Raw genomic sequence first — 25,227 nt, forward strand, 5'->3', positions numbered from 1 at the left:
GACGAGTCATTACTGACCGTCCGTTCGGTAATATATTCACCATACATGAAGTGCCGTGCTGCACACTAGAAGGCCGGGACTGAATCCGGCCACCCAAAGGAGAATGTATGAGCGCCCCGTCACCCATGGATGCTGCCGAGAACCAGCCCTCTGCGCACGAGCTGTGGAAGATCACGCTCGGGGAGCTGGACGAGAAGATGGGCGTGAAGATCGTCGAGGAGTCCGTCCAGCGCGTGGTGGCCACCATGCCTGTGGAGGGCAACCGGCAGTCGTTCGGACTGCTCCACGGCGGCGCCTCCCTTGCCGTGGGCGAGGCCGTCGGGTCCTGGGCGGCGGTGATCCACGCGAGCACCCTGGGCAAGACCGCGGTGGGCGTGGACGTCTCGGCCACCCACCACCGCTCCGCACGCGAGGGGCAGATCACCATCACGGCCACGCCCATCCACCTTGGCGGCACGCTCACCACCCACGAGGTACTGATCACCAACGAGGCCGGCCAGCGGCTCTGCACCCTGCGCATCACCAACCTGCTGATGAGGCGGCACAAGAAGCCCGCCGCCGAAGCCTAGTCCCGGGTGCGCTGCCTCCGGCGCCGGACCAGCAGCATGAGCACCGCGCCGGCCGCGATGGCCGCGGCGCCCGCGCCCGCCGCCGGGAGGGCATTGGCGCCGGTATAGGCGAGGTTGCCCCCGTCCGCCGCGTCCCTGGCGCTGCCGCCCGTGTCCGCCAGGCCAGCAGGAGGGGTGGACGCCGGACCGGGGACGACGGCGGCGCCGTCGTCCGCCGGGGCTGGAGCTGTTGGGGACGGGGCCGGGTTTGCCGGGGCTGGATTTGCAGGGGCTGGAGTTGCCGGGGCAGGTTCGGCCGGTACCGGACCAGCGGCTGCCGGAGGCTCCGGGACGGGTGGCGGGTCGGCAGGCGCTGCCGGAACGGGTTCTGCCGGAGCGGGTTGGGCCGGCACTACGGGGGCAAACTCGAAATCCGCGGCGCCCGAGACGCTGAAGCCGTTGACCGTCTCCGCGGTGAACCGGAGCGTCTGCCTGCCGTCCGGTGCCGTGAAACTCCAGCTTCCGTCAGCATTCACCGGGACCTCGAACCGGTCCTGCCCCTGGAGGGTAATCCGCACGGCGGACCCGGCAGCAACGGCCGAGGCCGGGGCGGCGGGAACTGTTCCGCTGACGACCTGCCCGGGTTCATAGGCGCCGCCGGGCGCGGGCGAGGAAACCAGCGGCTTGTTGAGGAAGAGCTCCAGTTGGTAGCCGGGCAGGACCTCCAGGGATTCCTCCAAGGTAGCCGCGACGGCGAAGTTGGGCGGTGGGGGTTCGTTGGGCTGGGGGTCGTCGCCGGCGCTGTGCGTCCCTACCGCGTAGTTTCCGCTGATCCACGGACCGCCGGAGTCACCGCCGCTGGATTGCACGTTGTAGGACAGGAAACCGTTGAAGGCGCGGACATCGGCAGGGTCCGCGGGATAGGCGGGTCCTCCCACCAGGAAGATCCCCACGGCGCTCACGGTTCCGCAGGACCATCCCGTCCGCCAGCCCGAGCGGCAGACCTCCATGCCCACCACCGGGCTGGCGGTGCCGATGATTTTGACGTCCGGGCCCGGCTGCCGCGTGTCACCATGCGTGCTGGCGGCCGGCACCGGGTCCTGGTCAGGGCTGAGCGCTCCGACGACTGCAATGTCGGTTCCCACGTTGCCGGGGTCCTGAAGTGCCGCGCCGTCCTGGTCCGTGGAAATGTTGGGGTCCAGCACCCTCGAGTTGCCGGGCCCGCCCAGCTGGCTGAATTCGAAGGCACCCAAGGGCCCGGCAGGCACGCCCGGAAGCAACAGGTCCGCGGTTGTGGCCGCGCCGTCACCTGTGCAGTGCCCGGCCGTGAGGACCGCGGGAAGGCCCGAGGGATCAAACGCGGAAAATCCCGTGGAGCAGATTTCGCCTTTGTCCGTTTGGTAACCCACCCCGCCCGGGACGTCCGCCTCAGGCTTAAGGGGCGCGCCGCCGTCGAGCACTACGTTGGCGTACCTCGCGACGAATTCCGACGGCGATATCTTGCCGGGGGCGGCAGTGGTGTCCAGCGTGCCAGGCGGGGTGGAGGGCGCCCCGCCCGTGCCCTGCGTTGCCTGGGCTGCGGCGATGCTGCCCGTCCGGATGACGAATTTGCCGCCGGAATAGACCACTGCCTGCAGGCCGGCGGTTCCGACCTCGCGCAGATAGGCGTGGAACAGCTGTTCGGTGCTCACGGCGATTTGGGATCCGGGAGCGGCCGTCGCCGCAGGAACCGGAGCAGGTGCGGGCTGCGACGCTGAACTGCCGGGCGCTTCAAGGTTGAGGCCAGCCAGGCTGCCGGACAGCCGGTCGACGGCCGACTGCAGCTCGGCCCCCGTACCACTCACGATGATTCTGTTGTCCTGCAGCCTGATGCCTGTATAGCCGGGAACGCCGCGCAGCCGGCTGGCGGCAGCAGCTGCCCGGCTGCCCAGCTCCCCTGCCGCATTGAACTGCTCAGGGGTGAGGCCCAGGTCCCGCCGGACCGCGTCGGCGAGGCCCTCCTCCGAAAGCCCGGCGCTCCCCGTTTCCGCGGCGGGTGCAGTGGCAGCAGGGCCGGACGTTGCAGCCGGAGCCGGCGGCGCCGCGTCCTCCGCCTCCGTCATGGCCCAGCCGGGAGCGTAACCCAGGACGGATGCGGCGAGGACGCCGGCGGCGGCGCCCAGGGCAACACCGCGTTTTCCCCGGCGGAACGCTGCACCGGTTCTCATTGTGGTTCCTTGACGCGGGCGGCTCCGCAGAGGGACAGCACCGCATCCAGCTCGGGGACACTCAATCCGTTGGCCAGCAGGAAAGCGCGCGTGTCCAGGGTCCGCACGAAGTGGGCCACGGCTTCTCCGCGCGACTGGAGGAGGGGGCCAAGTTCATCCTCGGGCAAATAGCGTTCCCGTGCATGGGGCGGCCCATGGGTGCGGTAGCGCTCGTTGATGCCGCGGGCTGCGCGCCGGTAGCCGTCGGCAATGTCCTGGCGGGAGTCCCCCGCGAGGTCCTGGACCATGGCGGCCACCATGCCGCTGCGGTCACGCCCGGCCGCGCAGTGCAGCACCGCGCCGCCCCGGGCGGAGGCGGCGGCCAGCTCCTTGAAGACGCCCACCAGCTTGCCCGGAAAGAGCCGGGCGTTCTCCGCGTAGTGGGCAGGATCGTTGAGGTAGGGCCCGGCCACCGCGGTGAACTGCGGATGGTTCGGCTCCTCCGTGGGCGCCGAAACGACGGTCATGCCGGACCAGGCCGCTCCGCCCACGACGGGGTCCGTGCTGCGGCGCCGCGCCTCCGCAGCGTTGCGGAGATCGATCACGGTGCGGATGCCGTCGTCGTACGCCTGCTGCCAGCCCGCTTCCGTGAGCCATTCCCGCCGCCCCATCCGGTACACCCCGCCGGCCACATGCCACGCGTTGACAGCACCATGCCAGTCCATGGATCCGCCCGGTTTCCTCATTGGCAAAGTTAATCACACTGGCCACATGAGACGCACGTCATAACGTAGTTCAGCCAAGCCCCTGCCCACGCCGGGCCAGCCTGTACTCGAGGCCGGCCCGGACCATGGGCCATTCGTGCTCCAGGATGGAGTACACCACCGTGTCACGGAGAAGCCCGTCGCGGGTCCGGGAATGGCTGCGGAGCACGCCGTCCTGCTTGGCCCCGAGCCGGGCGATGGCCTCCCGCGACTGGTGGTTGAGCCAGTGCGTCCGGAACTCCACGGCAGGGCAGCCAACAGCCTCGAACGCGTGCCGCAGGAGCAACAGCTTGGACTCGGGGTTCGTGCCGGTGCCGTGGACGGACGCGGCGTTCCAGGTGGAGCCGATCTCCACGCGGGGAGTACCGGCGTCGATATTCATGTAGGTGGTCATGCCGATGATCCGCCCGGGGCTTCCGGTGGCCGGATCGGTCAGCCGGGTGGTGAAGGGCAGCATGGAGCCCTGCTCCTGCAGGGCGAGCCGCCGCTCGATCTCCCCGGCCATCTGCTCCGGCGACGGCACCGAGGTGTACCAGAGCCGCCACAGCTCACCGTCCCGGGCCGCGTCCACCAGGCCGTCGTGGTGATCCCCGGACAAGGGTTCCAGGGTTACATACCTGCCAGTGAGGGTAAGGGGTTCCAGGAAAGTCACGGCACCAGCCTAGGTGCAACCACCACGCCACGGTTACGCTGGGGAAACACCCAGGACGGCGAGCAAGGGAGTTTACGTGTCAGGAACCAATCCGGACCCGGAGGACGACAAGATCACAGGCCTGGAGCCCGGCGGTGGCGTGCCGCCGGGCGAAACGCCTCCCGGTGAAGGGTCGGTGGCAGGCACCCAGGAGCCCCGGCAGAAGGGGTCCGGGAAGGGACAGCAGGTCTTCTGGCTTGGAGCCATCGGAGCCGGCGTGCTGCTGTTCCTCCTGTACTTCATCGGCTATATCGTCGGGCTTTTCGACTAACCCGCGGTCCCCTGGCTGGGCCAGTCAAAGAAACCCTTGCCGGACTTCCGTCCCAGCTCCCCCCGGGCCACCTTCTCCTTGAGGATCCGGGGCGGGGCGAAGCGCTCACCGAGCGTGGAGTGCAGGTACTCGGCGATGCCCAGCCGGACATCCAGCCCCACGATGTCCGTGGTCCGCAGCGGTCCGGTGGGGTGCTTGTAGCCCAGGACCATGGCGTTGTCGATGTCCTCGGCGCTGGCAACGCCCTCCTCCACCATGCGCATCGCCTCGAGGGCGATGGCCACGCCCAGCCGTGAGGACGCGAATCCCGGGGCGTCATTGACCACGACGGCGGTCTTGCCGAGTGCCTCGACCCACCTTTTCGCGGCGGCGGCAAGTTCGGGGGACGTGCGCTCCCCCAGCACCACTTCGATGAGGGTGGACGCCGGGACCGGGTTGAAGAAGTGGAGGCCCAGGAAGTTCCCTGGCCGCTTCAGTTCACCGGCCAGTCCGTTGACGGAAAGCGATGACGTGTTGGAGGCGAGATAGGCGTCATCGGCCAGCCGCTCCTCGATTCCGCGCAGTGAGGTGACTTTCAGGTCCCAGTCCTCGGGAACGGCTTCCACCACCAGCTGCCGGTCCGCGAACGCGTCGTAGTCCACGCCCACGGTGAGCCGGGACGCCATCTCATCGAGGTTCGCGTCCGTCATGCCCCGCTCGATGCTCTTGGCAGCGGCAGATTCCACCCGCTCCCGGGCAGCCTCCGCGGACTGGTCGTCGCGCTCCACCACCAGCACGTCGGCACCCTTGACCAGGAAGGCATGGGCGATGCCGGCGCCCATGCGGCCGCCGCCCAGGACACCGACGAAGACGGGAAGACCAGATGGCAGGCCGGGGGCAGGTTGCGGTGTGTTCATCAGTTCTTTTCTCCGGTCTCGGCAGCGGCGCTCCCGGCTGCGTTCTTGTCGGTCTTCCGGGCCTTCTTGGCTGCGTTCTTGTCCAGGAACGCCTGCATCCGGTCGAACTTGGCCTCGGATTCGAAGAGGATGCCCTGGGCCAGCTGGTCGATCAGGGGGTGTGCTTCCGCAGGGGCGTGGAACACGGACTTGGTGATGCGCACGGCCAGCGGATCCTGCCGCCCGATCCTGTCCGCCAGGTTGTGCGCGGCGTCCAGGAGCCCCGCCGGCTCGTGGACCTCGGTAATGAGGTTCACGGCCAGGGCTTCGTCGGCGCCCAGGATCCTGCCGGCCAGGAGGATCTGCTTAGCCACCGGTTCGCCCACCAGTTCCTTCAGCCGCCAGCTGGCGCCGGCAGCGGCGAGGATTCCCAGCCCGGTTTCGGGGTTGCCGATGCGGACACCGGGGGTTCCGATCCGGAAGTCGGCGGCGTACGCGAGTTCCGCCCCGCCACCCAGGCAGTAGCCGTCAAGTGCCGCGATGACCGGCATGGGCAGCTTGGCGATCCGGACGAAGATGGTGGAGTTGATGCCCTGCAGGGCATCGTCCCGGCGCCGCTCGCGCAGCTGGCCGATGTCCGCGCCGGAGGCAAACACCCCGTCCACGCCGGCAATGATCAGCACCTTGGGGTTCTGTTCCAGCGCCGTGCAGACCACATGCAGCTCGTCCACCATCTGCTGGTCGATGGCGTTGCGCACCTCGGGCCGGTTGAGCAGCACCACCACCCGGTCGCCGCGTTCCTCCACCAGGAGGGCGTGGAACTTCTCCGCGGCCAGGTCCACAGCCGCGGGCATCAGACCTTCTCCAGCAGCATCGCAGTGCCCTGGCCCACGCCGATGCACATGGTGGCCAGGCCGATCCTGGCGTCCTCGCGCTCCATGCGCCCCAGCAGGGTGATGGCGATCCGTGCCCCGCTGGAACCGAGCGGGTGCCCCAGGGCGATCGCGCCGCCGTCGTTGTTCACAATGTCCTGTTCCAGGCCAAGGCGCCGGATGCAGGCAAGGGACTGCGTGGCAAAGGCCTCGTTAAGTTCGACGGCGGCAAGGTCGCCTACGCTGAGTCCGCTGCGCTTGAGGACCTTCTGCGTGGCCGGCACCGGGCCGATGCCCATGATCTCGGGTTCACAGCCTGCGGAGGCGCCGTCGATGATCCGCGCGCGGGGCGTCAGGCCCAGCCGCTCGATGGCTGCTTCCGAGGCGACGATGATCGCTGAGGCGCCGTCGTTGAGGGAGGAGGAGTTGCCTGCAGTGACCACGGATCCGCCGTGGGTTACCGGTTTCAGTCCTGCGAGGACGTCCAGGGTGGTGCCCTCACGGGGCCCTTCATCGGTGTCCACGACGTTCTCGGACTTGCGGGTCCTGACGGTGACGGGAACGATTTCGTCCTTGAACCGCCCGGCTGCGATGGCGTCCAGGGCCCGCTGGTGGGAGCGGACGGCGAAGGCGTCGGCGTCCTCACGGGAAATGTTGTCCACACGGGCCACCTCTTCGGCAGTCTCCGGCATGGAGTAGGTCATCTTGCCGTCCCGGGACAGCCCGCCCTTGTGGAACAGCGGGTTGGTGAAGCGCCAGCCGATGGAGGTGTCGAAAATCTGCCCGGGCTTCGCGAAGGCGGCGGTGGGCTTTTCCTGGACCCACGGCGCCCGGCTCATCGATTCCACGCCGCCGGCGATCACGATATCCGCGGCTCCGGCCTTGATCATGTGGCTAGCCTGGATGATGGCGCTCAGGCCGGAGGCGCAGAGCCGGTTCACTGTGATCCCGGGGATGTGGAGGGGAAGTCCGGCCAGCAGGGTTGCCATGCGGGCCACGTTGCGGTTCTCTTCGCCGGCCCCGTTGGCGTTGCCCAGGATGACCTCGTCAATGCTGTCCGGATCCAGTCCCGCCCGGGCCACCGCCTCCCGGAGAACCAGTGCCGCCAGGTCGTCGGGGCGGACCGACGAGAGCGCCCCGCCGTATCTGCCCACCGGCGTTCGGACCCCGCCAACAAGGAAAGCCTGCGGACCTGCGGTTGCAGCCATGGAAACACCCTTCACGCGATAAACGGCACTGTCATCTGCGGCCGGCAGCTCCCCCACTTACCGACCGTTCGTTCTGTAAATAGTACACGGGAGGGCTGATCCGTGGATACCGGATAAGGCCTAGCGGACAGTGAGGCCCAGATGGGCTGCCAGCAGCGGCGCGAGGAGGCCCAGCTGGTACTCATCTATGACCATGCCGGCCACGCTGCCGAGTCCGCTGATGCTCCGGAATTCCGTGCCGCGAACGTCAAAGTCCTTCAGCCTGGCCCCGCTGACATCCAGGGATCCGATGGTGCAGTCCTTCAGCGCCACCCGGGTTGCGGCGGCCGAGCCCAGGTCCAGCTCGTTGATGATGCAGCCGGTGATCAGGACGTCCGTGAGCTTTGCGCCCCGCACGTTGAGGAAATCCAGCTTGCCGCCGTCGATGTGGACCGACTGCCAGCCGCTCTCATGCAGTTCGGCGGACCCCAGCCGGGGATTGCGGATCTCCACCTCCCGCCAGGTTGACCGCGCCGCCCGGAAAACCGGGGCGTACAGCTCCGCGAGGATGCAGTCACGGAAGGTGGAGCCGCGGAGCTGCGCCTCATTGAAGGACGCGCCCCGGAACTCGCATCCGGCGAAGTCGGTGCCGCCCAGCTCCAGCCCATCGGCAGCCACGCGGCTGTACCGCTCGCCGTCGTACCTCCCGCCGCGCCGGAAGGCCGGCACGGCGATGTCCGTGAGGTTCTCGAGCCGCACGGGAGTGAGCCGCGGCGCAGCCGCGTCGGGGCCGCCCTTCCGCGGGATGCGCGCGGCCACTACAGCGTTTCCGCCTTCGCCGCTATTTCCGTGAGGTCCTTGGCCAGGGCTTTGCGGGTGGCAGCCATGCCCATCCTGCCGAACAGCAGCATCATGATCCTGCTGGCCAGGGTGGGCTTGATGACCTCGGCCCCGAAGGTGAGGGTGAGGTCCGTTCCGCCGTCGCGCGGGGCCAGGGTGAACCGCGTGGTGTAGTCCGCGCCGCCCTGGACTGCCTTGACGGTGGTGCTGCGGTTCCGCTCAGCCTCGGCCACCCACATCTCCACCGTTTCCGCTTTGCCCAGCATCTTCCGGGTCTCCTTCCAGCGGGTCCCCTCACCGTAGGGGCCATCTGTCAGGAGCTGGATCGAGTCCACTCCGGAGAGGGTGGCCGCGGAGCCCGGGATGTCCGTGATGACGGACCAGACTTTCTCGGGTGGCGCCTGGATGTGCTGGGTGAGGCTGAGGCTGTGGTCCATGGTTTCGAGCCTAGCGGCGGGTACGGAGAATCAACAGGCACTGCCCGCAGCAGGCGCCCAAAGGCTTGAATTAGTAAGCATGCTTCGTGTTAGTGTGAAAATGCATTGTTTTGGTCAACGGAAACGAAAGGAGGCCACACACCATGGGCCTCGGAGACAAGATCAGTAACGCAGCGGAAGACATGGGCGGCAAGGCCAAGGAAGCGGCCGGCAACGCCACCGACAATGACCGCCTGAAGGCTGAAGGCCAGGCGGACCAGGTCAAGGCTGACGCCAAGAAGGTCGGCGAAAGCGTCAAGGACGAGTTCAAGCGCGACTAGCCCTTGCCTGCGGCAGGCCCGGCCGGACCGGGCGGCTGCTACAGAGCGACAACGGCGGTGGATCCCACGGGATCCACCGCCGTTCTGTTTGCGCGGTACTTGAGGGATCAGAGGCCCGTCACCAGCCGCTGCGGGTGGGGGTGTGCCCCTGCCGGGAGTCGTCCGGCATCGTCATTTCGGCCCGCAGCCCGAGGAGCCTGATGGGGCGGCCCGGCTCGATCTTCGCCACCAGGTCCAGGACCCGGGCGAGCACTTCCGCCGGGTCCGAGGTCTCGGGGATCTTCCGGGCATACGTCTTGGTGATGAACGGTGCATAGCGGACCTTGAGCGTCAGCCCGACCACCGGCCGGCCCTCTGCCGCGACATCCTCCAGCACGTGCGCCGCCAGCTCCCTGACGGCACCGTCAATCTGCCCCGGCCCGGTCAGGTCGCGCTGGAAGGTGGTTTCACGGCTGTGCCCGCGCGCCACCCAGGGTGTGTCATCAACTGTCCGTCCGCCGTCGCCGCGGCCCAGCTGCGCATACCAGGGACCCATCTTCGGGCCGAACTCGGGGACAAGGTCGTCAGGGTTGGACGCTGCCAGCTCGGCCACCGTCCGGATGCCAAGCTTGGCGAGCCGCTGGGACACTTTCGTTCCCACGCCCCACAGCTCGATGGTGGGCCGGCTCCCCATGACGTCCAGCCAATTGCCTGCCGTGAGCCGGAAGACGCCGGCCGGCTTGCCGAACGTCGTCGCCACCTTGGCGCGGAGAAGGGTGTCGCCGATACCCACGCTGCAGTGCAGCCGGGTCGCCCCGAGCACGGCCTGCTGCAGTTGCCGGGCGTAGGCGTCCGGATCATCCGTCTGCACGCCAACAAACGCCTCGTCCCAGCCGAGCACCTGGACGGTAGCGCCCGGCTGCGAGCGCAGCACCGCCATGACCTGTTCGGACGCCTCCAGGTAGGCTTCATGGTCGACCGGCAGGATGACGGCATCGGGCACTTTCCGCGCGGCGATGCGCAGCGGCATCCCCGAGCCGACGCCGTACGCCCTGGCTTCGTAGGATGCCGTGGACACGACCGCCCGTTCGGTGGGATCGCCGCGGCCGCCGACAATCACCGCCTTGCCCGCAAGCTCGGGCCGGCGGAGCACTTCGACGGCCGCGATGAACTGGTCAAGGTCCACATGCAGCACCCAGGGTTCGCCCACAAGCCCCAGTCTGCCCCGGCGGCGCGCTCCGCACCACCGCTCCGGCACCATCGATTGCTCCGTAGCGGTCCTTTTGAGGCCCCAAAACGGCAGTTGCGGAGCAATCGATGCAGGGAAACGCCGACGGCGGGACTCCCCTCCCAAGGGGCGTCCCGCCGTCGTACGTACTGCTTGGGTGAGCCGTTAGCTGTAGAGCGCGCTCTTCGGCTCGTTGTTCTTGACCTTCTGCCAGCCCAGCCACAGGACCACGGCGAAGAACGGGATGGTGGCCAGGGTCCAGAGGCCCAGGTAGAACACCTCACCGCTCTTGCTGGTCATGGTGTCGAAGCCGATCAGGACGGTGATGGCCAGCAGGCCCACCAGTCCGGCCCAGCTGGTCCACGGCGAACCGGGCATCGGCAGGCCGGAGGTGACGCCCTTGCGGCGGCGCAGCACGATCTGGCTGGCGAAGATGGAGCCCCAGCAGAAGATCACGCCGATGGAGGCGGTGTTGAGGGCGAGGTCGAACGCGTGCGATCCGCCCAGCCAGATGTTCAGCAGGATGCCTACCGCGTAGAAGGCAGCGATGGCCAGGATGGCCGCGTACGGGACGTGCCGCTTGGACATCTTGGTGAGCCACTGCGGGGCGTGGCCGTTGTTGGCCATGGTGCGGAACACGCGGCCGATCGAGTACAGGCCGGAGTTGCAGGAGGACAGCGCGGCGGTGATGACGATCATGTTCATCACGTCGCCCACCCAGGCGAGGCCCATCTGGCCGAAGACGGTGACGAACGGGGACGTTCCGGCAACGTACTGGTCGGACGGCAGCAGCATGGCGAGCAGGGTCACGGAACCGACGTAGAACACCACAATGCGGAGGACGACGGCGCGGATCGCCTTGGGCACTTCGCGTTCCGGATCCTGCATTTCACCGGCGGTGATGCCCACCAGTTCGATGCCGTTGTAGGCGAAGATGACGGCGTTGAGCACCAGGACCATCACCAGGGCGCCCTTGGGGAACATGCCGCCTTCGGCCGCGAAGAGGTTGGCAACCGAGGCGTTGCCGTCGCCCACCCGGGCGTTGGTGACCACCATGAAGGTGCCCACCGCCAGGAAGATCAGGATGGCGCCCACCTTGAGGCAGGAGGCCCAGAATTCGAACTCGCCGAACGCCTTGACGCTGAGCAGGTTCACTGCCACCAGGATGGCCAGGGCGGCGATGGCCGAGGCTTCCACGGGGACATTGGGGAAGAAGAACTGGAAGTACAGGCCGATGGCAATCAGTTCGGCGATGCCGGTCATGCCCCAGTTGATGAAGTACATCCAGCCGGACAGGAACGCGCCCTTCTTGCCGAACATTTCGCCGGCGTAGCTCACGAAGGAGCCGGAGGTCTGGCGGTACATGATGAGTTCGCCCAGGGCCCGCATGAGCAGGTAGGCGATGACGCCCGCGATGGCGTAGGAGAAGATCAGGGCCGGGCCGGTGGAGGCCAGCCGGCCGCCGGCACCCATGAAGAGGCCGACGCCGATGGCGCCGCCCATGGCGATCATGGTGACATGGCGCCGGCCCAGGGTCTTGCTGTAGCCCTCGGCGCTGAGGGTGGGGTCGACGGCGACGGATGGGGCCGTACGGTTCTCGAGATCTGTGGGGGTAATTTGAGGCACAACGATTCCTTGTGGGTTGGGGGTTGGCCGCATCCGGACTACAGCATGATCCAGCTCACAAAATTCGGGCTTACGCCGTTGGGGCGACCGTTTGTGAGCGCAATCCTCCGTAAAGCCGAAGCTTCGCGCGGCTCGTCCATCCTACAAGACGCTGAGGGGTGCTACGTGACGCGCGCTACACAGCGGCCGTCTCAAGCACCATATTCTGCTCCCCGTCCAGCGAAATCCGGTAGGTCCGCAGGGGTTCCGCACCGGTAGTGGAGCATCCGGAGGTGAGGTCAAAAGCGTGCTGGTGCAGCGGACAAATGACCACCTGCCGGTCCACGGTGCCGTCCGCAACCGGCCCGCCGCGGTGGGTACAGACGCCGGAGACCGCCCGCAGTGAACCGTCCCGCAGCCGGAAGACGGCCACCTGCTCGCCGCCGACCCCGAAGGCCCGCCCCTCGCCCAGCGGAATCTGGTCCACCGGGCCCAGGACGTGGGCGTTGGCATGTGTTCCGGTGCTGCTCATCGGACCGGCACCTGCGGGAGGACGGTCAGGGGCAGCGACGTCCTGAACTGCCCGGGCGTTTGCGGGTCATCGCGTTCCCGCCACGGGTCAACGTAGCTGTCCACGGAGGCCTGCATCGCCTCGTCCAGCCGGCCCGCGATCCCCTCCGAATCCTCCACGATCACGGCCCGCAGGTGCTCGATGCCCACCCGCGGGACGAAGGCGTAGGTCCGTTCCAGCCAGTTGGCCTGTTCCCGGTAGTACTGCATGAACCGGCCGGTGAGGACTTTCACCTCGTCCGGATCGTCCACGGTGGCCAGCAGGTCTCCCTTGCGGATGTGGGCACCGGCGGCTCCGCCCACGTAGATCTCCCAGCGGCCGCCCTCCACGGCCACCACGCCCACATCCTTCACCAGCGATTCGGCGCAGTTCCGGGGACAGCCCGAGACCGCGAGCTTCAGTTTGGCGGGCGCCTCAAGGCCCTGGAAACGGGATTCGATCTCGATCCCCAGCTTGGTGGAGTCACCGGTGCCGTAGCGGCAAAAGTCCTTTCCCACGCACGTCTTCACCGTCCGGAAGCTCTTGCCGTAGGCATAGCCGGAGGGCATGTCCAGGTCCGCCCAGACCTGCGGCAGGTCCTCCTTGCGGATCCCCAGCAGGTCGATGCGCTGCCCTCCGGTGAGCTTGATCAGCGGGACGTTGTGCTTCTCCGCCACGTCAGCGATCCGGCGCAGCTGCTGGACCGACGTCACGCCGCCCTTCATCTGGGGCACCACGGAAAAGGTGCCGTCCCGCTGGATGTTGGCGTGGACGCGGTCGTTGATGAAGCGGGCGTCGCGTTCGTCGATGTACCGGTCGCCCAGCATCATCTTGAGCAGCGAGGCGAGCCCCATCTTGGACTTTGCGTCCTCGGCGCCGCCCGGAGCCAGCGCCTGGAACACCGCCGAAACCGACCGCAGGCCGCGGGCCCGGATTTCTGCCATCAGAGCCTGCTTGTCCAGGGGAACGCCGGGGACGTAGTAAGCGGCAGCCGGGTCCTCCTCCACGGCCCCGTCCGCCGCCCACTCCACCACCTGTCTGACCAGGAGCTTGCAGGAGCCGCACCCTTTGCCGGCACGGGTGGCGTCCATGGCCCCGGATACCGAGCTGCAGCCGCCCTTCACCGCCCCCACCAGGTCCTTCTTGCTGACGCCGTTGCAGTTGCAGACCTGTGCCTCGTCGTCGAGCTCGGCAACCCCGGTCTCCTCCCCGGGCGTGCCTAGATCGAACATCAGCCCGAGCCGTTCCTCGGGCAGCGGCAGCCCGCGGTCGAACGCCTGGGTCAGGTACGCCACCTTGCGGCTGTCGCCCAGGAGCGTGGCGCCCACCATCTTGTTGTCCCGGACCACGATGGACTTGAAGACCCCGCGGCTGGGTTCCGAAAAGACGATGTGTTCGTCCGTCTCAAGTTCCGGCCCGTGCAGGCCCATGGAGGCCACTTCGACGCCGGCCACCTTGAGTTTGGTGGCCGTGCGCGAGCCCAGGTACGCGGAGCCGGTGTCCGTGCCCGTCACATGGTTGGCCAGCACCACCGCCTGCTCCCACAGCGGGGCCACCAGCCCGTACACCTCGCCGCGGTGCTGGACGCACTCCCCCACCGCGTAGATGTCGTCCTCGTCCTGGACCCGCAGGCTGTCATCCACCACAATGGCCCGCTCCACCGGGAGCCCGCTGAGGACAGCCAGGTCCACGTTGGGACGGATCCCGGCCGCCACCACCACCATGTCGCACCCGATGTCCGGCCGGCCGCGGAGGCTGACGCCGGTCACCCTGTCCCTGCCAAGGACGGCCGTGGTCCGGCAGCCGGTCAGTACCCCGATGCCCAGTGCCTCTACGCTCCGGCGGAGCACCGCCCCGCCGTCGGGCCCCATCTGTGCGCTCATCAGGTGGCCGCCGGAGTGGACCACGTCCACGCCCAGCCCGAAGCTGCGCAGCCCGGCAGCGGCCTCCAGCCCCAACAGGCCCCCGCCGATCACCACGGCGTGCCGGTGATGTTCCTGCTGGGCATACGCCGCCATTTTGCGGGTGTCGTCGATGGTGCGGAAGCCGAAGACGCCCGGCTTGACCGACCCGCCGGGGGTGTAGAGGCCGTCCATGGGAGGAAGGTGGGAGCGGCTTCCCGTGGCGATGATCAGCGTGTCGTAGGGCGTCACCCGGCCGTCGCTGGAAAACACGTGCTTGGCGAACCGGTCGATCCGGTCGGCCCGGACGCCCGCGTGCAGCGTGATGCCGTTGTCCTGGTACCAGGACAGGGGGTTGAGGAAGATGTCTGCGTCGCTCTCCTCACCCGAAAGGACGTGGCTGAGCATGATCCGGTTGTAGTTTCCGTACGGCTCGTCCCCGAACATGGTGATGCTGAATTGCTCCGCACCGCCCCGGGCCAGGATCTCCTCCACGGCCCGGGCGCCGGCCATGCCGTTGCCGATGACCACGAGGCGCCGCCGGCTGTCCCGGCCGCCGGACCGGGAGCGCGGCCTGGCCTGGGCCCCGGCTTGCATCTGCTCCGCCACGCTGCCCATCAGTGTTCCACCATCCCCAGGTCGATCACCACGGATCCGTGGAGGCCCTCCGGAGCCGCCAGGTACAGCTCGATCACCGAGCCGCCGTCGATATCCTCCACCACGCGCAGCGGAACATGGACCTCGCTCTTGGCGCCGATGGGGAAGTAGCGCATGGGAACCCCGTTGCGCATGAGCACCACGGCGATCAGCTCACTGCTCGAGTTGCCGCCGCGGAAGTACAGCGCCTGGTTGATCACGCCGTCCGGGACATAGTGCGAGAGCTCGCTGTGCAGCGGGACGGGCTTCTCCAGGCCCACGCCCTGGAAGTGGTAGATGCCTTGCAGGAAAAGGTTCTTGGCGATCACGGACAGATCCTTTCGGCCGGCGGAAAGACGGGCATGGGCCCCATTTTCCGCCGCCGATGTTTCCGGCCGCCGGTCCCCCGGTAAAGACTGCTTTACGCGAATCTCACCGGTTTCAGGGCCAGGCTGCTGCCCCAAATGCGTGACTTATGCCCTGCCAGGCGGGAGGAAACCCCGCCAATCCGGACCAACTGCGCCGCTGCGGGGCCAAAAGTGACGCATCCCGGTCGGGATCGCCCTAAGCCTGCCCCAGGCAATCCCCTAAACCGGTGCGAGCACGCCCTTGTCCATGGAATACCGGGTCCAACGTCCGACGGCGGTGTTCCCGGCCCGGGTGCCTTCCGTGGCGCCGGCCCCACCGCTGCTCCGCCGCGCGCACGCCGCGAACCACTCCCGAAGCGCCCTGTCATGGCTGACCATCACCAGGGTCCCGGCAAAGTCCGCCAGCGCCGCCTCCAGCTGTTCCACCAGCACGGGCGCCAAGTGGTTGGTCGGCTCGTCCACCACCAGGGTGCCGTAGCCGCCCAACAGCAGCCGGGCCAGGGCAAGCCTGCGTTGCTGGCCGGCGGACAGGCTGCCGACGGGTACGTGGAACTCGCTGGTGCGGAAGAGGCCGAGGCGGAGGAGGGCCTCGGCGTGCTCGTCGATGTTGCCGCCGAGGCCCGCGGCGAAGGCCGGCAGCAGGCGCAAGGCGGGCCGTTGCGGCAGCTCCAGTTCCTGCTGCAGGTAGCCGACGCGTTCGGGCCGCGTGACGGAGCCGGCAGCTGGTTCCAGGGTTCCGGCAAGGATGGAGAGCAGCGTGGACTTGCCCGCGCCGTTGGGCCCGGTGATCAGGATCTTCTCGCCGGCGCCCGCCTGGAAGTCTGTGGTTTCCAGCCTGCCGGGCACGCTCACCCCGCGCAGTGCCAGCACCGGCGCATCCTCCTGCGCTGCCCCGGAAGGCGCAGCACCTGAGTCCGCGGCCAGATCGACGTTCAGCCGCAGGGGTACCGGCGGCCGGTCCACGGGGCTGGCTTCGAGCCGGCGCAGCCGCTCCTGGGCGTTCCGGACCTGGCTGCTGGCGGCCTTCTGCCAGGTGCCGGCCTTGAAGTCGAAGCCCATCTTGTCGCCGTCGCGCTTGCGGCCGTAGCCCATGGTCCCGGCAACAGTTTCTGCCTGCCGCTTTTCGGACTCCATTGCATCAATCCAGGTGTGGTACTGCTGGACCCAGCGCGCGCGTTCGGCTGCCTTCTCCCGGAGGTAGCCGTCGTAGCCGTTGCCGTATCGGGTCACGGCGCGGCGCTCGGCATCCACTTCGATGATGGTGGCCGCCACCTTGCGGAGGAGCACGCGGTCGTGGGATACCACCACCACCGTGCCGCGGTGGGCCGCCAGCCGGTCCTCCAGCCAGGCGGTTCCGCGGGCGTCCAGATGGTTGGTGGGTTCGTCCAGGAGCAGGATGTCCGCCGGATCGGCCAGGACACAGGCCAAGGCCACGCGTTCCTGTTCCCCGCCGGACAGGGATCCCAGCACCCGGTTCCGGTCCAGGCCGCCCAGGCCCAGCCGGTCCAGGGCAGCCTCCACCCGGTGTTCCGCGGCGTAGCCTTCGCGCAGCTGGTACTCCGTCTGCAGCCGGCCGTAGGTATCCAGTTCGTCGTCCCCGGCGTCGGCGAGGTTGGCCTCCAGCCGGTCAAGCTCCGCTTCGAGGGCACGCAGCGAGGCAAGGGAAGCGTCGACGGCGGCGCCCACGGTGAAGGACTCGGGCAGGCCATGGGTCTGGGCCAGGTAGCCCACCCTGCCTTGGGTCACCACGGCGCCTTCGTCAGGCGCTTCGAGGCCGGCCAGGATCCGGAGCAGGGTGGATTTGCCGGCACCGTTTTCGCCCACCACGGCAACGTGCTCTCCGGCCGTAATCACCAGGCTGATGCGGTCCAGCAGCCGGCGGTCGCCATAGCCATGGGAGACGTCCGAAAGGTTAAGGTGTTCAGTCAAGGGAAGTCCTCGCAAGTTTCCGCAGTGTGGCCGCCGGAGCTGAACGGGACGTTTCATCCAGCGCTCGACGGCGGCCTTGGTTTGGGAGAACAGCCTGGCGCAGGGCCGGGGCTGCTGGTCAGGACTTCATCGCTCCAGACTGCCCCGCGTGAAGCCACGAGTCAAGCTGCAGCGAGGGCCGCCGCCTTCCTGCGCCGGGCCTTCGCCAGGCGGGTGCCGATCAGGCCCTGGCGCGGGCTGAAAAGGTAGACGACGGCGAACACCACTCCCTGCGTCAGCACCACCATGGCGCCCGAGGCCGTGTCCAGGTAGTAGCTGACGTAGATGCCGGTGATCGAACAGAGCGCCGAGACCACCGGGGCGATCACCAGCATCCGGGAGAACCGGTCCGTGAGCAGGTAGGCCGTGGCGCCGGGGATGATGAGCATGGCCACCACCAGGACAACGCCCACGGTCTGCAGCGCCACCACCGATGTCAGGGCCAGGAGGCCCAGCAGCAGCGCCCCGAGCCTCCGCGGGGACAGTCCGATGGCGTGCGCATGCGTGGGATCGAAGGCGTAGAGCGTGAGGTCGCGGCGCTTGAGGATCAGGATGGCGAAAGCCACCACGCCCAGCACCAGCACCTGGATGAGGTCCGGAATGCTGACGCCCAGCAGGTTGCCGAAGATGATGTGGTTCAGGTCCGTCTGGCTGGGCGTCACGGAAATCAGCACCAGGCCAAGGGCGAACAGCGAGGAGAACACGATGCCGATCGCCGCGTCCTCCTTCACCCGGCTGGTATTGCGGACCACCCCGATCAGGGTCACGGCGATCAGGGCGAACACCAGAGCGCCGAGCGCGAAGGGGGCGCCCACAATGTAGGCCAGGACGACGCCGGGCAGCACCGCGTGGGAGACGGCGTCGCCCATGAGGGACCAGCCGATCAGCACCAGCCAGCAGCTGAGGACGGCGCAGACGACGGCGGCGAGCGCCGTGGTGACGATGGCCCGGACCATGAAGTCGTAGCTGAGGGGTTCGAGGAGGAGTTCCACGGGTCAGCTCCGCCCTTCCCGGTTGAGCACGTCCAGGCCGAACGCCATGGCCAGGTTTTCGGGCTGCAGCACCACCTGCGGCGGGCCGTGCATGAGGACCCGGTGCATCAGCAGCACGGCTTCGTCGCAGAGCTGCGGGAGCGCGTGCAGGTCGTGGGTGGAGACCAGGATGGTGCAGCCGTCCGCGGCGAGCTCGCGCAGGAGCCTGGTGATGGTGGCTTCCGACCTCTTGTCCACGCCGGCGAATGGTTCGTCCAGCAGCATGGTGGTGGCACCCTGCGCTATCCCGCGGGCAACAAAGGCACGCTTCTTCTGCCCGCCGGAGAGTTGGCCGATCTGCCGCCCGGCGTACTCCCCCAGTTCCACCCGGTCCAGTGCCTCGTCCACGGCAGCCCGGTCGGCCTTCGAGGCCCGGCGGGTGAAGCCCTGGTGGCCGTAGCGGCCCATCATCACCACGTCGCGCACGGACAGCGGGAACTGCCAGTCCACTTCCTCGCTTTGCGGCACGTAGCCGATGCCCCCTTCCCTGCGCGCCTTGGAAGGTGGCTCTCCTCCGATCCGCACCGTGCCGGCGTCGGGCTTGATCATGCCCATGATCACCTTGAACAGCGTGGACTTCCCGGAGCCGTTCATTCCCACCAGGCCGCAGATCCGCGCCGGGTCAAGGGACAGGGACGCCGAGTCGAGTGCCAGGACTTCGCCGTAGTGGACGGTGACGTTGTCCACCTGGATGGCCGGGGAGGTCATTGCCCCACCCCTGCTGTGAGTGCTTTGGTGATGATGTCGGCGTCGTGCCTGATCAGGTCCAGGTAGGTGGGGACGGGCCCGTCCGCTTCGGAAAGGGAGTCCACGTACAGGGTGCCGCCGAACCGTGCGCCCGTGGCTTCCACCACCTGCTGCATGGGGGCGTTGGAAACCGTGGATTCGCAGAAGACGGCCGGGACTTTGTTGGCCTTCACGTACTCGATGGCACGGGTGATCTGCTGGGGCGTGGCCTGCTGTTCGGCGTTCACAGCCCAGATGTACACCTCCTTGAGCCCGGTGTCGCGGGCCAGGTAGGAGAACGCGCCTTCGCAGGTCACCAGGGCCCGCTGGGCTTCCGGAACCGCGGCAAGGCTGGTGGTCATCTGGTCCTGCACGGCCTGGAGTTCGGCTTTGTAGGCGTCCCCGTTGGCTTTGAAGGCAGCGGCGTTGCCGGGGTCAAGGTCGCTGAAGGCCCGCACCATGTTGTCCACGTAGGCCTGGACGTTCACCGGCGACATCCAGGCGTGCGGGTTGGGCTTGCCCTGGTAGGAGTCCTCGCTGATGGGCATCGGCTCAACGCCCTCGCTCACCACGGCGTGGGGCACGTCCAGCCCGTCCACGAACTGCGCGAACCAGGCTTCCAGGTTCAGGCCGTTGTCCAGGATGAGGTCGGCCTTGGAGGCTTTCCGGATGTCGCCGGGAGTGGGTTCGTAGCCGTGGATTTCCGCGCCGGCCTTTGTGATGGACTCCACGATGAGCTTGTCCCCCGCGACGTTCCGGGCGATATCCGCCAGCACCGTGAACGTGGTCAGCACCACGGGCTTGCTGTCCCCGTTCCCCGAAGCCCCGCCGCCGCAGGCGGTCAGCACAAGGGAAAGCACGACGGCGGCAGCGGCCGCCGTCCTGAAGCGCACGGTCCTGCGGGCGCCAATCGGGGCAGCTTCTTTGGCGCACCGAAACGTAAATTTAGGCATACCGAATATTCTAGGGGACGCGCGTTTCCCCCAGCAACGCGGCCGGCCCACCTCCCCCCGTTCCCGCCCAACTAGGTAGCGCTAAGTGTCGTTTTGGAGCCCCAGAACGACACTTAGCGCTACCTAGTTGGGGGATAGGCTGAAGCCATGGCGACCGCCCACCGAATACCCCCTGCTCCGCAGCCGCAGCTGTACCGCTTCTCGCCGTTGGACGGGGCAACCCTGATTGTGTACGTGGCCATCGCCGGGTTCTTCGCCGTGGCGGGGGAACTCCTGGCCCCGTTCCTGCGGCAGGTTGCTCCTTCCCCGGCGGCGGCTTCCTACGCGGCGAACCTGCTTTTTTACGCCACGGTGGGCATCCTGGCGCTCCTGGCGGCCCGGAAGGTGGCGGGCCGCGACCTGAAGGTCCTCGCCACGCGCCCGTGGTTCACGCTCATGATGGTGCCCGCCGCGGTGATCGCCATGCTGATCCTGACCGCCATCGTGGTGGCCGCCGGCGGCGAGGCACAGACGTCAGAGAACCAGGCGGGCCTGCAGGAACTGATGCAGCAGGTGCCGGCCTGGCTCATGGTTCCTCTGGTGGTAGTGGTGGGACCGTTCGTGGAGGAGTACATCTTCCGCCACCTGCTCATAGGCAAGCTGAGCCGGCGGGTGAACATCTGGATCTGCTGCGCCGTCTCGGTGGTCCTGTTCGCCGCCATGCACATCGTGGGCCGGGAAGCCATCACCCTGGCTGCCCTGCTCCCCTACCTGGCCATGGGCGCCACCCTGGTCTTCGTGTACGTCTGGACAGGGAAGAACCTGATGTTTTCCTACTTCGTCCATGCGGCGAAGAACCTGCTGGCCGTGGTGTTCATCTATGCCATCCCGCCGGAGGTCTTCGACCAGCTCCAGCAGGTGCAGCCGTAGGCCTACCGCGGCCCCATCGACCCCCGTACCTTGGTGGGATGGGACTGAACATCCAGATCGTCGTCGATTGCAGCAAGCCGCACGAGCTCGCGGACTGGTGGGCTGAAACCCTGCAGTGGTCCGTGGAGCCCCAGGACGCGGCGTTCATCCGCTCCATGATCGAGCAGGGCTTCGCCACGGAGGACCAGACCATGACGCACCGGGGCAACCTGGTCTGGCGTGAGGGCTGCGCCATCCGGCCGCCGGAGGAACTGGAGTCCAAACAACCCGCAAGGCGTGTCCTCTTCCAGACGGCACCCGAGGGGAAGACCGTGAAGAACCGCGTGCACTGGGACGTGAACCTGGCCGGCCGGGACAAGGATGAGGTCCGTCGGGAGCTTGAGTCCAGGGGCGCCACTTTCCTCTGGACCGCCAGCCAGGGTCCGCACTCCTGGCACACCATGGCAGATCCGGAAGGCAACGAGTTCTGCATCAGCTAAGGCCGATTACTAGACTTGGACAGTGAGCAAACAGATTCCCGCCCAAGTGTCAGACGTCTTCGACCCCATCCGCTGGCGGACCGTGGCCGGTTTCGAGGACTTCCAGGACATGACGTACCACCGGCAGGTGGAAAGGGATTCCGACGGCGGGTGGGTGCGTGACCTGCCCGCGGTGCGGATCGCCTTCAACCGGCCGGAAGTGCGGAACGCGTTCCGGCCCGGCACTGTCGACGAGCTCTACCGTGCCATGGACCACGCCCGCATGACCCCGGACGTTGCCACCGTGCTGCTCACCGGCAACGGCCCCTCCCCCAAGGACGGCGGCCACTCCTTCTGCTCCGGCGGGGACCAGCGGATCCGGGGCCGGGACGGCTATCGGTACGTAGTACAAGACACAGCAGACGGCGAGTCGCAGGAAACCATCGACCCCGCCCGCGCCGGCAGGCTGCACATCCTGGAAGTCCAGCGGCTGATGCGGACCATGCCGAAGGTGGTCATCGCCGTCGTCAACGGCTGGGCGGCCGGCGGCGGGCACTCGCTGCACGTCGTGGCGGACCTGACCATCGCCTCCCGCCAGCACGGCAAGTTCAAGCAGACGGATGCCACCGTGGGCAGCTTCGACGCCGGCTACGGCTCCGCCCTGCTCGCACGGCAGATCGGGCAGAAGGCAGCGCGCGAGATCTTCTTCCTGGCCCGCGAATATTCCGCCGGGGACATGGTGCGGATGGGTGCGGTGAACGAGGCCGTGGACCACGAACGCCTGGAAGAGGTTGCCTTGGAGTACGCAGCTGATATTGCCCGGCAGTCGCCGCAGGCCATCCGCATGCTCAAGTTCGCCTTCAACCTTGCCGACGACGGCCTGGCCGGCCAGCAGGTGTTTGCCGGCGAGGCCACGCGGCTGGCGTACATGACGGACGAGGCGGTGGAGGGCAAGGAAGCCTTCCTGCAAAAACGCGAACCCGACTGGTCCTCCTTCCCGTACTACTTCTAGCCAGGAGCGGCATATGAACAGCGGCCCACTCAATGTAGAGCCCGCCCTCAAGGCCCTCGCGGCCGCCCTCCACGGCGAGGGCCCCGCCGTCGAACTCTCGGTCGGGAGCGACGGCGCCCTGCTGGTGGGACATGTGGAAACTCCCGGCTGCGATGACGCGGTGGCCGTGGTGCGCACGTCCGGCTCCACCGGCGCCCCCAAGGCGACGGTGTTGACGGTGGAATCTCTGGCTGCCTCCTCCATGGCTACGGCTCTGGCGCTCAAGGGCGAAGGCCAGTGGCTCCTGGCCCTTCCGGTGGAGTACGTGGCGGGCATCCAGGTCCTGGTCCGTTCCCTGTTCGCCGGCACCCGCCCGTGGGTCATGGACATGTCCCGGGGTTTCACGCCCCAAGCATTCACCGAGGCTGCCCTGGAACTGACGGACAGGATCAGGTTCACCTCCCTGGTTCCCACCCAGCTCCAGCGCCTCCTCGACGAACCGTCTCCGGAAACCCTGGCCGTGCTCCGCCGCTTCAACGCCGTCCTGCTGGGCGGCGCCCCGGCCCCCGCCTCACTGCTGGCCGCCGCCCGCGACGCCGGCGTCCGGGTCATCACCACCTACGGCTCCGCCGAGACGTCCGGCGGGTGCGTCTACGACGGCTTCCCCCTGGAGGGAGTGTCCCTCCGGGTTGAGGGGGACGGCCGGATCCTGCTCGGCGGTGACACCATCGCTGCGGGGTACCTTGAGGCCCCTGAAAGCACCGAGACGTTCTTCGAGGAGGACGGCGTGCGCTGGTACCGCACCAGCGACCTGGGCCGCATCGGCGAGGACGGCCGCCTGACCGTCCTGGGCCGCGCGGACGACGTGATCATCACCGGGGGCATGAAGGTTTCCGCGGCGCATGTCCAGGACGAGCTGGTGAAGTCCGACGGCGTCGCGGCGGCTTTCGTGGCGGGCGTGCCCTCCGCGGAATGGGGCCAGGCCGTGGCCGCCTACGTGGCGCTGGCAGAGTCCGCACGGGGCGCCGAAGCCGACGACGCCCTGCCCAGCCGGGACCATGCCGTCGTGCTTCAGCAGGAATGGCGCCGGACATTGGGGATCCTGGCACCCAAAACGGTCCTGGCCGCATCCTCGCTGCCGCTGCTGCCCAACGGCAAGCCGGACCGGCTGGCCATGACCGCCGAACTGAATGCCCTCCACGAGGGAAAGTAAAGTAGACCTGCACCATCCGGCAGGCCCCCGCCTGCCGCCCTCCCCAACCACACACGAGGTACTGACCGTGGCTACAGCCGCACAATGGATCCAAGGCGCCCGACTCCGGACGCTGCCCGCCGCGATTGCGCCGGTGCTGATCGGCTCCGCCGCCGCCTACGAGATGGATTCGTTCCTCCTGTTCAACGCCATCCTCGCGGCGCTCGTGGCACTCCTGCTGCAGGTGGGCGTGAACTTCGCCAACGACTACTCGGACGGCATCCGCGGCACCGACGATGACCGGGTGGGCCCGCTGCGGCTTGTGGGATCAGGGGCGGCAAGCCCGGAGCACGTCAAGCGGGCCGCCTTCGGCGCGTTCGCCGCAGCCATGGTCTTCGGGCTGGTCCTGGTGGTGATCACCCAGAGCTGGTGGCTCATCCTGGTGGGACTGGGCTGCGTCATGGCCGCCTGGGGCTACACCGGAGGCAAGAACCCTTACGGCTACATGGGCCTGGGCGATGTTTTCGTGTTTGTGTTCTTCGGACTGGTGGCAACCCTGGGCACCACCTACACCCAGGCCGGGCAGATCAACCTGCCCTCCATCATCGGCGCGATCGGCACCGGCCTCATCGCCACCGCCCTGCTCATGGCCAACAACGTCCGGGACATTCCCACGGACATGCAGGCCGGCAAGAAGACCCTGGCGGTCCGGCTGGGCGACAAGCACGCCCGGGAAAGCTATGTGCTGATGCTGGCCGTGGCCATCCTGCTGGTGGTCATCCTGGCTCCCGGCCGGCCGTGGATGCTGATTGTGCTGCTGCTGATTCCGGCCTGCCTGATGCCGGCATGGCTGATGATCAACGGCCGCAAGCGCAAGAGCCTGATCCCGGTCCTGAAGCAGACCGGCCTGATCAACCTCGGCTACAGCCTGCTGTTCTCACTGGGCCTGGTCCTCAGCCACGGGTTCTAGTCCTAAGCCCGCTTGCGGTCCTTGGCGTCGTTGCTGATGGCCACGTCCGGGTTGGCGTCCAGGAGGGCGTCCTCGGCGCGGGCGTCCTGGACCTCGCCGGCCGAACGCAGCGGTTTGGCCTTGCCGGAGAAACGGTGCTGCAGTGCTGCCGCTGCTTCGTCCCGCTGCTTCTGGAAGAACAGGTAGCTCACGGCGAAGGCAATCAGGGCCGCGCAGATGACGGACATCAGGGCGCCCAGGCCCAGGAAGGTGAAAAGCACGAACAGGGGTGCGAACAGCGCCAGGCGGATCAGGGAATATTTCAAAAAGGCCACTATTCAAGTTTAGCCGCCTCCCGCCCACGGCCCCTGCGCCTCCTGACGATAGACTTAATGGCATGCTCCTCCGTGTGGTTTTGGCCGTCGCAGTCCTCGCCATCTTCGTGTACGGGCTCGTCGACGTGATCCGCACCGACGCGCGCCTCACCCGCGGGATCTCCAAACCTGCCTGGATCGTGGTCATGATCGTCCTGCCGGTGATCGGGGCGGTCCTCTGGCTCCTGATCGGCCGGCCGCGCGGCGCTCCCCCGCAGCGCCAGAACTACAGCCACCCCACCGCCCCGGACGACGATCCGGACTTCCTCCGCAACCTGGAGGTGCGCCGCCGGCAGGAAGCCGAGGCCGCACGCCTGAAGAAGCTCAAGGATGAGCTGGACGCCAAGGCAAAGACCGACGACGGCGGGAAAGACAAGCACGAAACCGACGAACACGACACCGACGGACTGAAGTAGGG

27 protein-coding genes are annotated in these 25,227 nt (G+C 67.9%); 9 read left to right on the forward strand and 18 right to left on the reverse strand.

The window, feature by feature from the left end; all coding sequences use genetic code 11:
* Positions 1-107 precede the first annotated feature (107 nt).
* Positions 108-569: a PaaI family thioesterase gene (locus SMD14_RS16230; protein WP_157241285.1), complete on the forward strand. Its 462-nt coding sequence runs from the start codon at positions 108-110 to the stop codon at positions 567-569.
* On the opposite strand, the gene SMD14_RS16235 is transcribed toward SMD14_RS16230, so the two are convergent.
* Genes SMD14_RS16235 through SMD14_RS16245 form a run of 3 tightly spaced genes read right to left on the reverse strand, consistent with a single transcriptional unit; the run spans position 566 to position 4,150 of the window.
* Positions 566-2,755 carry a S1 family peptidase gene (locus tag SMD14_RS16235; protein WP_321214312.1) on the reverse strand — a complete coding sequence of 730 codons (2,190 nt, stop codon included), beginning with the start codon at positions 2,753-2,755 and terminating at the stop codon, positions 566-568. The genes SMD14_RS16230 and SMD14_RS16235 overlap by 4 nt on opposite strands.
* Complete coding sequence (locus tag SMD14_RS16240) at positions 2,752-3,480, reverse strand: tyrosine-protein phosphatase (RefSeq protein WP_321214313.1); 729 nt, start codon at positions 3,478-3,480, stop codon at positions 2,752-2,754. Before SMD14_RS16240 ends, SMD14_RS16235 begins: the two co-directional genes overlap by 4 nt.
* 49 nt (positions 3,481-3,529) lie before the next feature.
* Positions 3,530-4,150, reverse strand: a complete 621-nt coding sequence (locus tag SMD14_RS16245; RefSeq protein ID WP_321214314.1) for a GNAT family protein — start codon at positions 4,148-4,150, stop codon at positions 3,530-3,532.
* A 76-nt stretch (positions 4,151-4,226) separates the two neighbouring features.
* Between SMD14_RS16245 and SMD14_RS16250 the strand changes: the two genes are divergently transcribed.
* Positions 4,227-4,460 (forward strand): DUF6480 family protein, encoded by a 234-nt coding sequence (locus tag SMD14_RS16250; RefSeq protein WP_104998929.1) that lies wholly within the window; start codon positions 4,227-4,229, stop codon positions 4,458-4,460.
* Here SMD14_RS16250 and SMD14_RS16255 read toward each other — a convergent pair.
* The 5 genes from SMD14_RS16255 to SMD14_RS16275 form a co-directional block, all read right to left on the reverse strand.
* A complete protein-coding gene (locus SMD14_RS16255; RefSeq protein WP_321214315.1) occupies positions 4,457-5,356 on the reverse strand; it encodes a 3-hydroxyacyl-CoA dehydrogenase family protein in 900 nt (299 codons plus the stop codon). The two genes, SMD14_RS16250 and SMD14_RS16255, sit on opposite strands and share 4 nt — an antisense overlap.
* Complete coding sequence (locus SMD14_RS16260; protein ID WP_321214316.1) at positions 5,356-6,189, reverse strand: enoyl-CoA hydratase/isomerase family protein; 834 nt, start codon at positions 6,187-6,189, stop codon at positions 5,356-5,358. The genes SMD14_RS16255 and SMD14_RS16260 overlap by 1 nt, the downstream gene beginning before the upstream one ends.
* Complete coding sequence (locus tag SMD14_RS16265) at positions 6,189-7,415, reverse strand: acetyl-CoA C-acyltransferase (protein WP_157241279.1); 1,227 nt, start codon at positions 7,413-7,415, stop codon at positions 6,189-6,191. Before SMD14_RS16265 ends, SMD14_RS16260 begins: the two co-directional genes overlap by 1 nt.
* A 120-nt stretch (positions 7,416-7,535) precedes the next feature.
* A complete protein-coding gene (locus SMD14_RS16270) occupies positions 7,536-8,213 on the reverse strand; it encodes a pentapeptide repeat-containing protein (RefSeq protein ID WP_321214317.1) in 678 nt (225 codons plus the stop codon).
* The gene (locus SMD14_RS16275; protein WP_321214318.1) at positions 8,213-8,671 is read right to left on the reverse strand and encodes an SRPBCC family protein; all 459 of its coding nucleotides are present in this window, start codon (positions 8,669-8,671) and stop codon (positions 8,213-8,215) included. The genes SMD14_RS16270 and SMD14_RS16275 overlap by 1 nt, the downstream gene beginning before the upstream one ends.
* A 143-nt stretch (positions 8,672-8,814) precedes the next feature.
* Here SMD14_RS16275 and SMD14_RS16280 point away from each other — a divergent pair, with 143 nt between their 5' ends.
* A complete protein-coding gene (locus tag SMD14_RS16280) occupies positions 8,815-8,991 on the forward strand; it encodes a CsbD family protein (RefSeq protein ID WP_104998934.1) in 177 nt (58 codons plus the stop codon).
* A 118-nt stretch (positions 8,992-9,109) separates the two neighbouring features.
* Here the strand turns inward: SMD14_RS16280 and SMD14_RS16285 are convergent, their stop codons facing one another.
* From SMD14_RS16285 to SMD14_RS16325, 9 genes are all read right to left on the reverse strand, one after another.
* Positions 9,110-10,165, reverse strand: coding sequence for a DNA polymerase IV (locus tag SMD14_RS16285; RefSeq protein WP_321216291.1), 1,056 nt, complete (start codon positions 10,163-10,165; stop codon positions 9,110-9,112).
* A 198-nt stretch (positions 10,166-10,363) separates the two neighbouring features.
* Complete coding sequence (locus SMD14_RS16290) at positions 10,364-11,824, reverse strand: amino acid permease (RefSeq protein ID WP_321214319.1); 1,461 nt, start codon at positions 11,822-11,824, stop codon at positions 10,364-10,366.
* 175 nt (positions 11,825-11,999) lie between these two features.
* A complete protein-coding gene (locus tag SMD14_RS16295) occupies positions 12,000-12,335 on the reverse strand; it encodes a Rieske (2Fe-2S) protein (protein ID WP_321214320.1) in 336 nt (111 codons plus the stop codon).
* Positions 12,332-14,851 (reverse strand): nitrite reductase large subunit NirB, encoded by a 2,520-nt coding sequence (gene nirB / locus SMD14_RS16300; RefSeq protein WP_321216292.1) that lies wholly within the window; start codon positions 14,849-14,851, stop codon positions 12,332-12,334. Before nirB ends, SMD14_RS16295 begins: the two co-directional genes overlap by 4 nt.
* A gap of 20 nt (positions 14,852-14,871) precedes the next feature.
* Positions 14,872-15,219: a molybdopterin oxidoreductase gene (locus tag SMD14_RS16305; protein WP_321214321.1), complete on the reverse strand. Its 348-nt coding sequence runs from the start codon at positions 15,217-15,219 to the stop codon at positions 14,872-14,874.
* Between the two features lie 258 nt (positions 15,220-15,477).
* Positions 15,478-17,187 carry an ABC-F family ATP-binding cassette domain-containing protein gene (locus SMD14_RS16310; protein WP_321214322.1) on the reverse strand — a complete coding sequence of 570 codons (1,710 nt, stop codon included), beginning with the start codon at positions 17,185-17,187 and terminating at the stop codon, positions 15,478-15,480.
* 161 nt (positions 17,188-17,348) lie between these two features.
* Entirely contained in the window at positions 17,349-18,218 is an 870-nt protein-coding gene (locus tag SMD14_RS16315; protein WP_321214323.1) for a metal ABC transporter permease, read from the reverse strand.
* A 3-nt stretch (positions 18,219-18,221) separates the two neighbouring features.
* A complete protein-coding gene (locus SMD14_RS16320; protein WP_157241268.1) occupies positions 18,222-18,965 on the reverse strand; it encodes a metal ABC transporter ATP-binding protein in 744 nt (247 codons plus the stop codon).
* Positions 18,962-19,936 (reverse strand): metal ABC transporter substrate-binding protein, encoded by a 975-nt coding sequence (locus tag SMD14_RS16325; protein WP_321214324.1) that lies wholly within the window; start codon positions 19,934-19,936, stop codon positions 18,962-18,964. Before SMD14_RS16325 ends, SMD14_RS16320 begins: the two co-directional genes overlap by 4 nt.
* Positions 19,937-20,083: 147 nt before the next feature.
* Here SMD14_RS16325 and SMD14_RS16330 point away from each other — a divergent pair, with 147 nt between their 5' ends.
* From SMD14_RS16330 to SMD14_RS16350, 5 genes are all read left to right on the forward strand, one after another.
* On the forward strand, positions 20,084-20,845 hold the full coding sequence (locus tag SMD14_RS16330; protein ID WP_321214325.1) for a lysostaphin resistance A-like protein: 762 nt from the start codon (positions 20,084-20,086) through the stop codon (positions 20,843-20,845).
* 38 nt (positions 20,846-20,883) lie between these two features.
* Positions 20,884-21,324, forward strand: a complete 441-nt coding sequence (locus SMD14_RS16335; protein WP_321214326.1) for a VOC family protein — start codon at positions 20,884-20,886, stop codon at positions 21,322-21,324.
* Between the two features lie 22 nt (positions 21,325-21,346).
* On the forward strand, positions 21,347-22,315 hold the full coding sequence (locus SMD14_RS16340; RefSeq protein ID WP_321214327.1) for a 1,4-dihydroxy-2-naphthoyl-CoA synthase: 969 nt from the start codon (positions 21,347-21,349) through the stop codon (positions 22,313-22,315).
* A gap of 13 nt (positions 22,316-22,328) precedes the next feature.
* Positions 22,329-23,507: an AMP-binding protein gene (locus tag SMD14_RS16345; RefSeq protein ID WP_321214328.1), complete on the forward strand. Its 1,179-nt coding sequence runs from the start codon at positions 22,329-22,331 to the stop codon at positions 23,505-23,507.
* A gap of 67 nt (positions 23,508-23,574) precedes the next feature.
* Positions 23,575-24,456 carry a 1,4-dihydroxy-2-naphthoate polyprenyltransferase gene (locus SMD14_RS16350; RefSeq protein ID WP_104998946.1) on the forward strand — a complete coding sequence of 294 codons (882 nt, stop codon included), beginning with the start codon at positions 23,575-23,577 and terminating at the stop codon, positions 24,454-24,456.
* Positions 24,457-24,458: 2 nt separating this feature from the next.
* On the opposite strand, the gene SMD14_RS16355 is transcribed toward SMD14_RS16350, so the two are convergent.
* Positions 24,459-24,770, reverse strand: a complete 312-nt coding sequence (locus SMD14_RS16355; protein WP_321214329.1) for a DUF4229 domain-containing protein — start codon at positions 24,768-24,770, stop codon at positions 24,459-24,461.
* Positions 24,771-24,832: 62 nt separating this feature from the next.
* Here SMD14_RS16355 and SMD14_RS16360 point away from each other — a divergent pair, with 62 nt between their 5' ends.
* Positions 24,833-25,225: a PLD nuclease N-terminal domain-containing protein gene (locus SMD14_RS16360; protein ID WP_157241258.1), complete on the forward strand. Its 393-nt coding sequence runs from the start codon at positions 24,833-24,835 to the stop codon at positions 25,223-25,225.
* Positions 25,226-25,227 lie beyond the last annotated feature (2 nt).

The sequence above is a fragment of the Pseudarthrobacter oxydans genome (assembly GCF_034258515.1).
GTDB lineage: Bacteria > Actinomycetota > Actinomycetes > Actinomycetales > Micrococcaceae > Arthrobacter.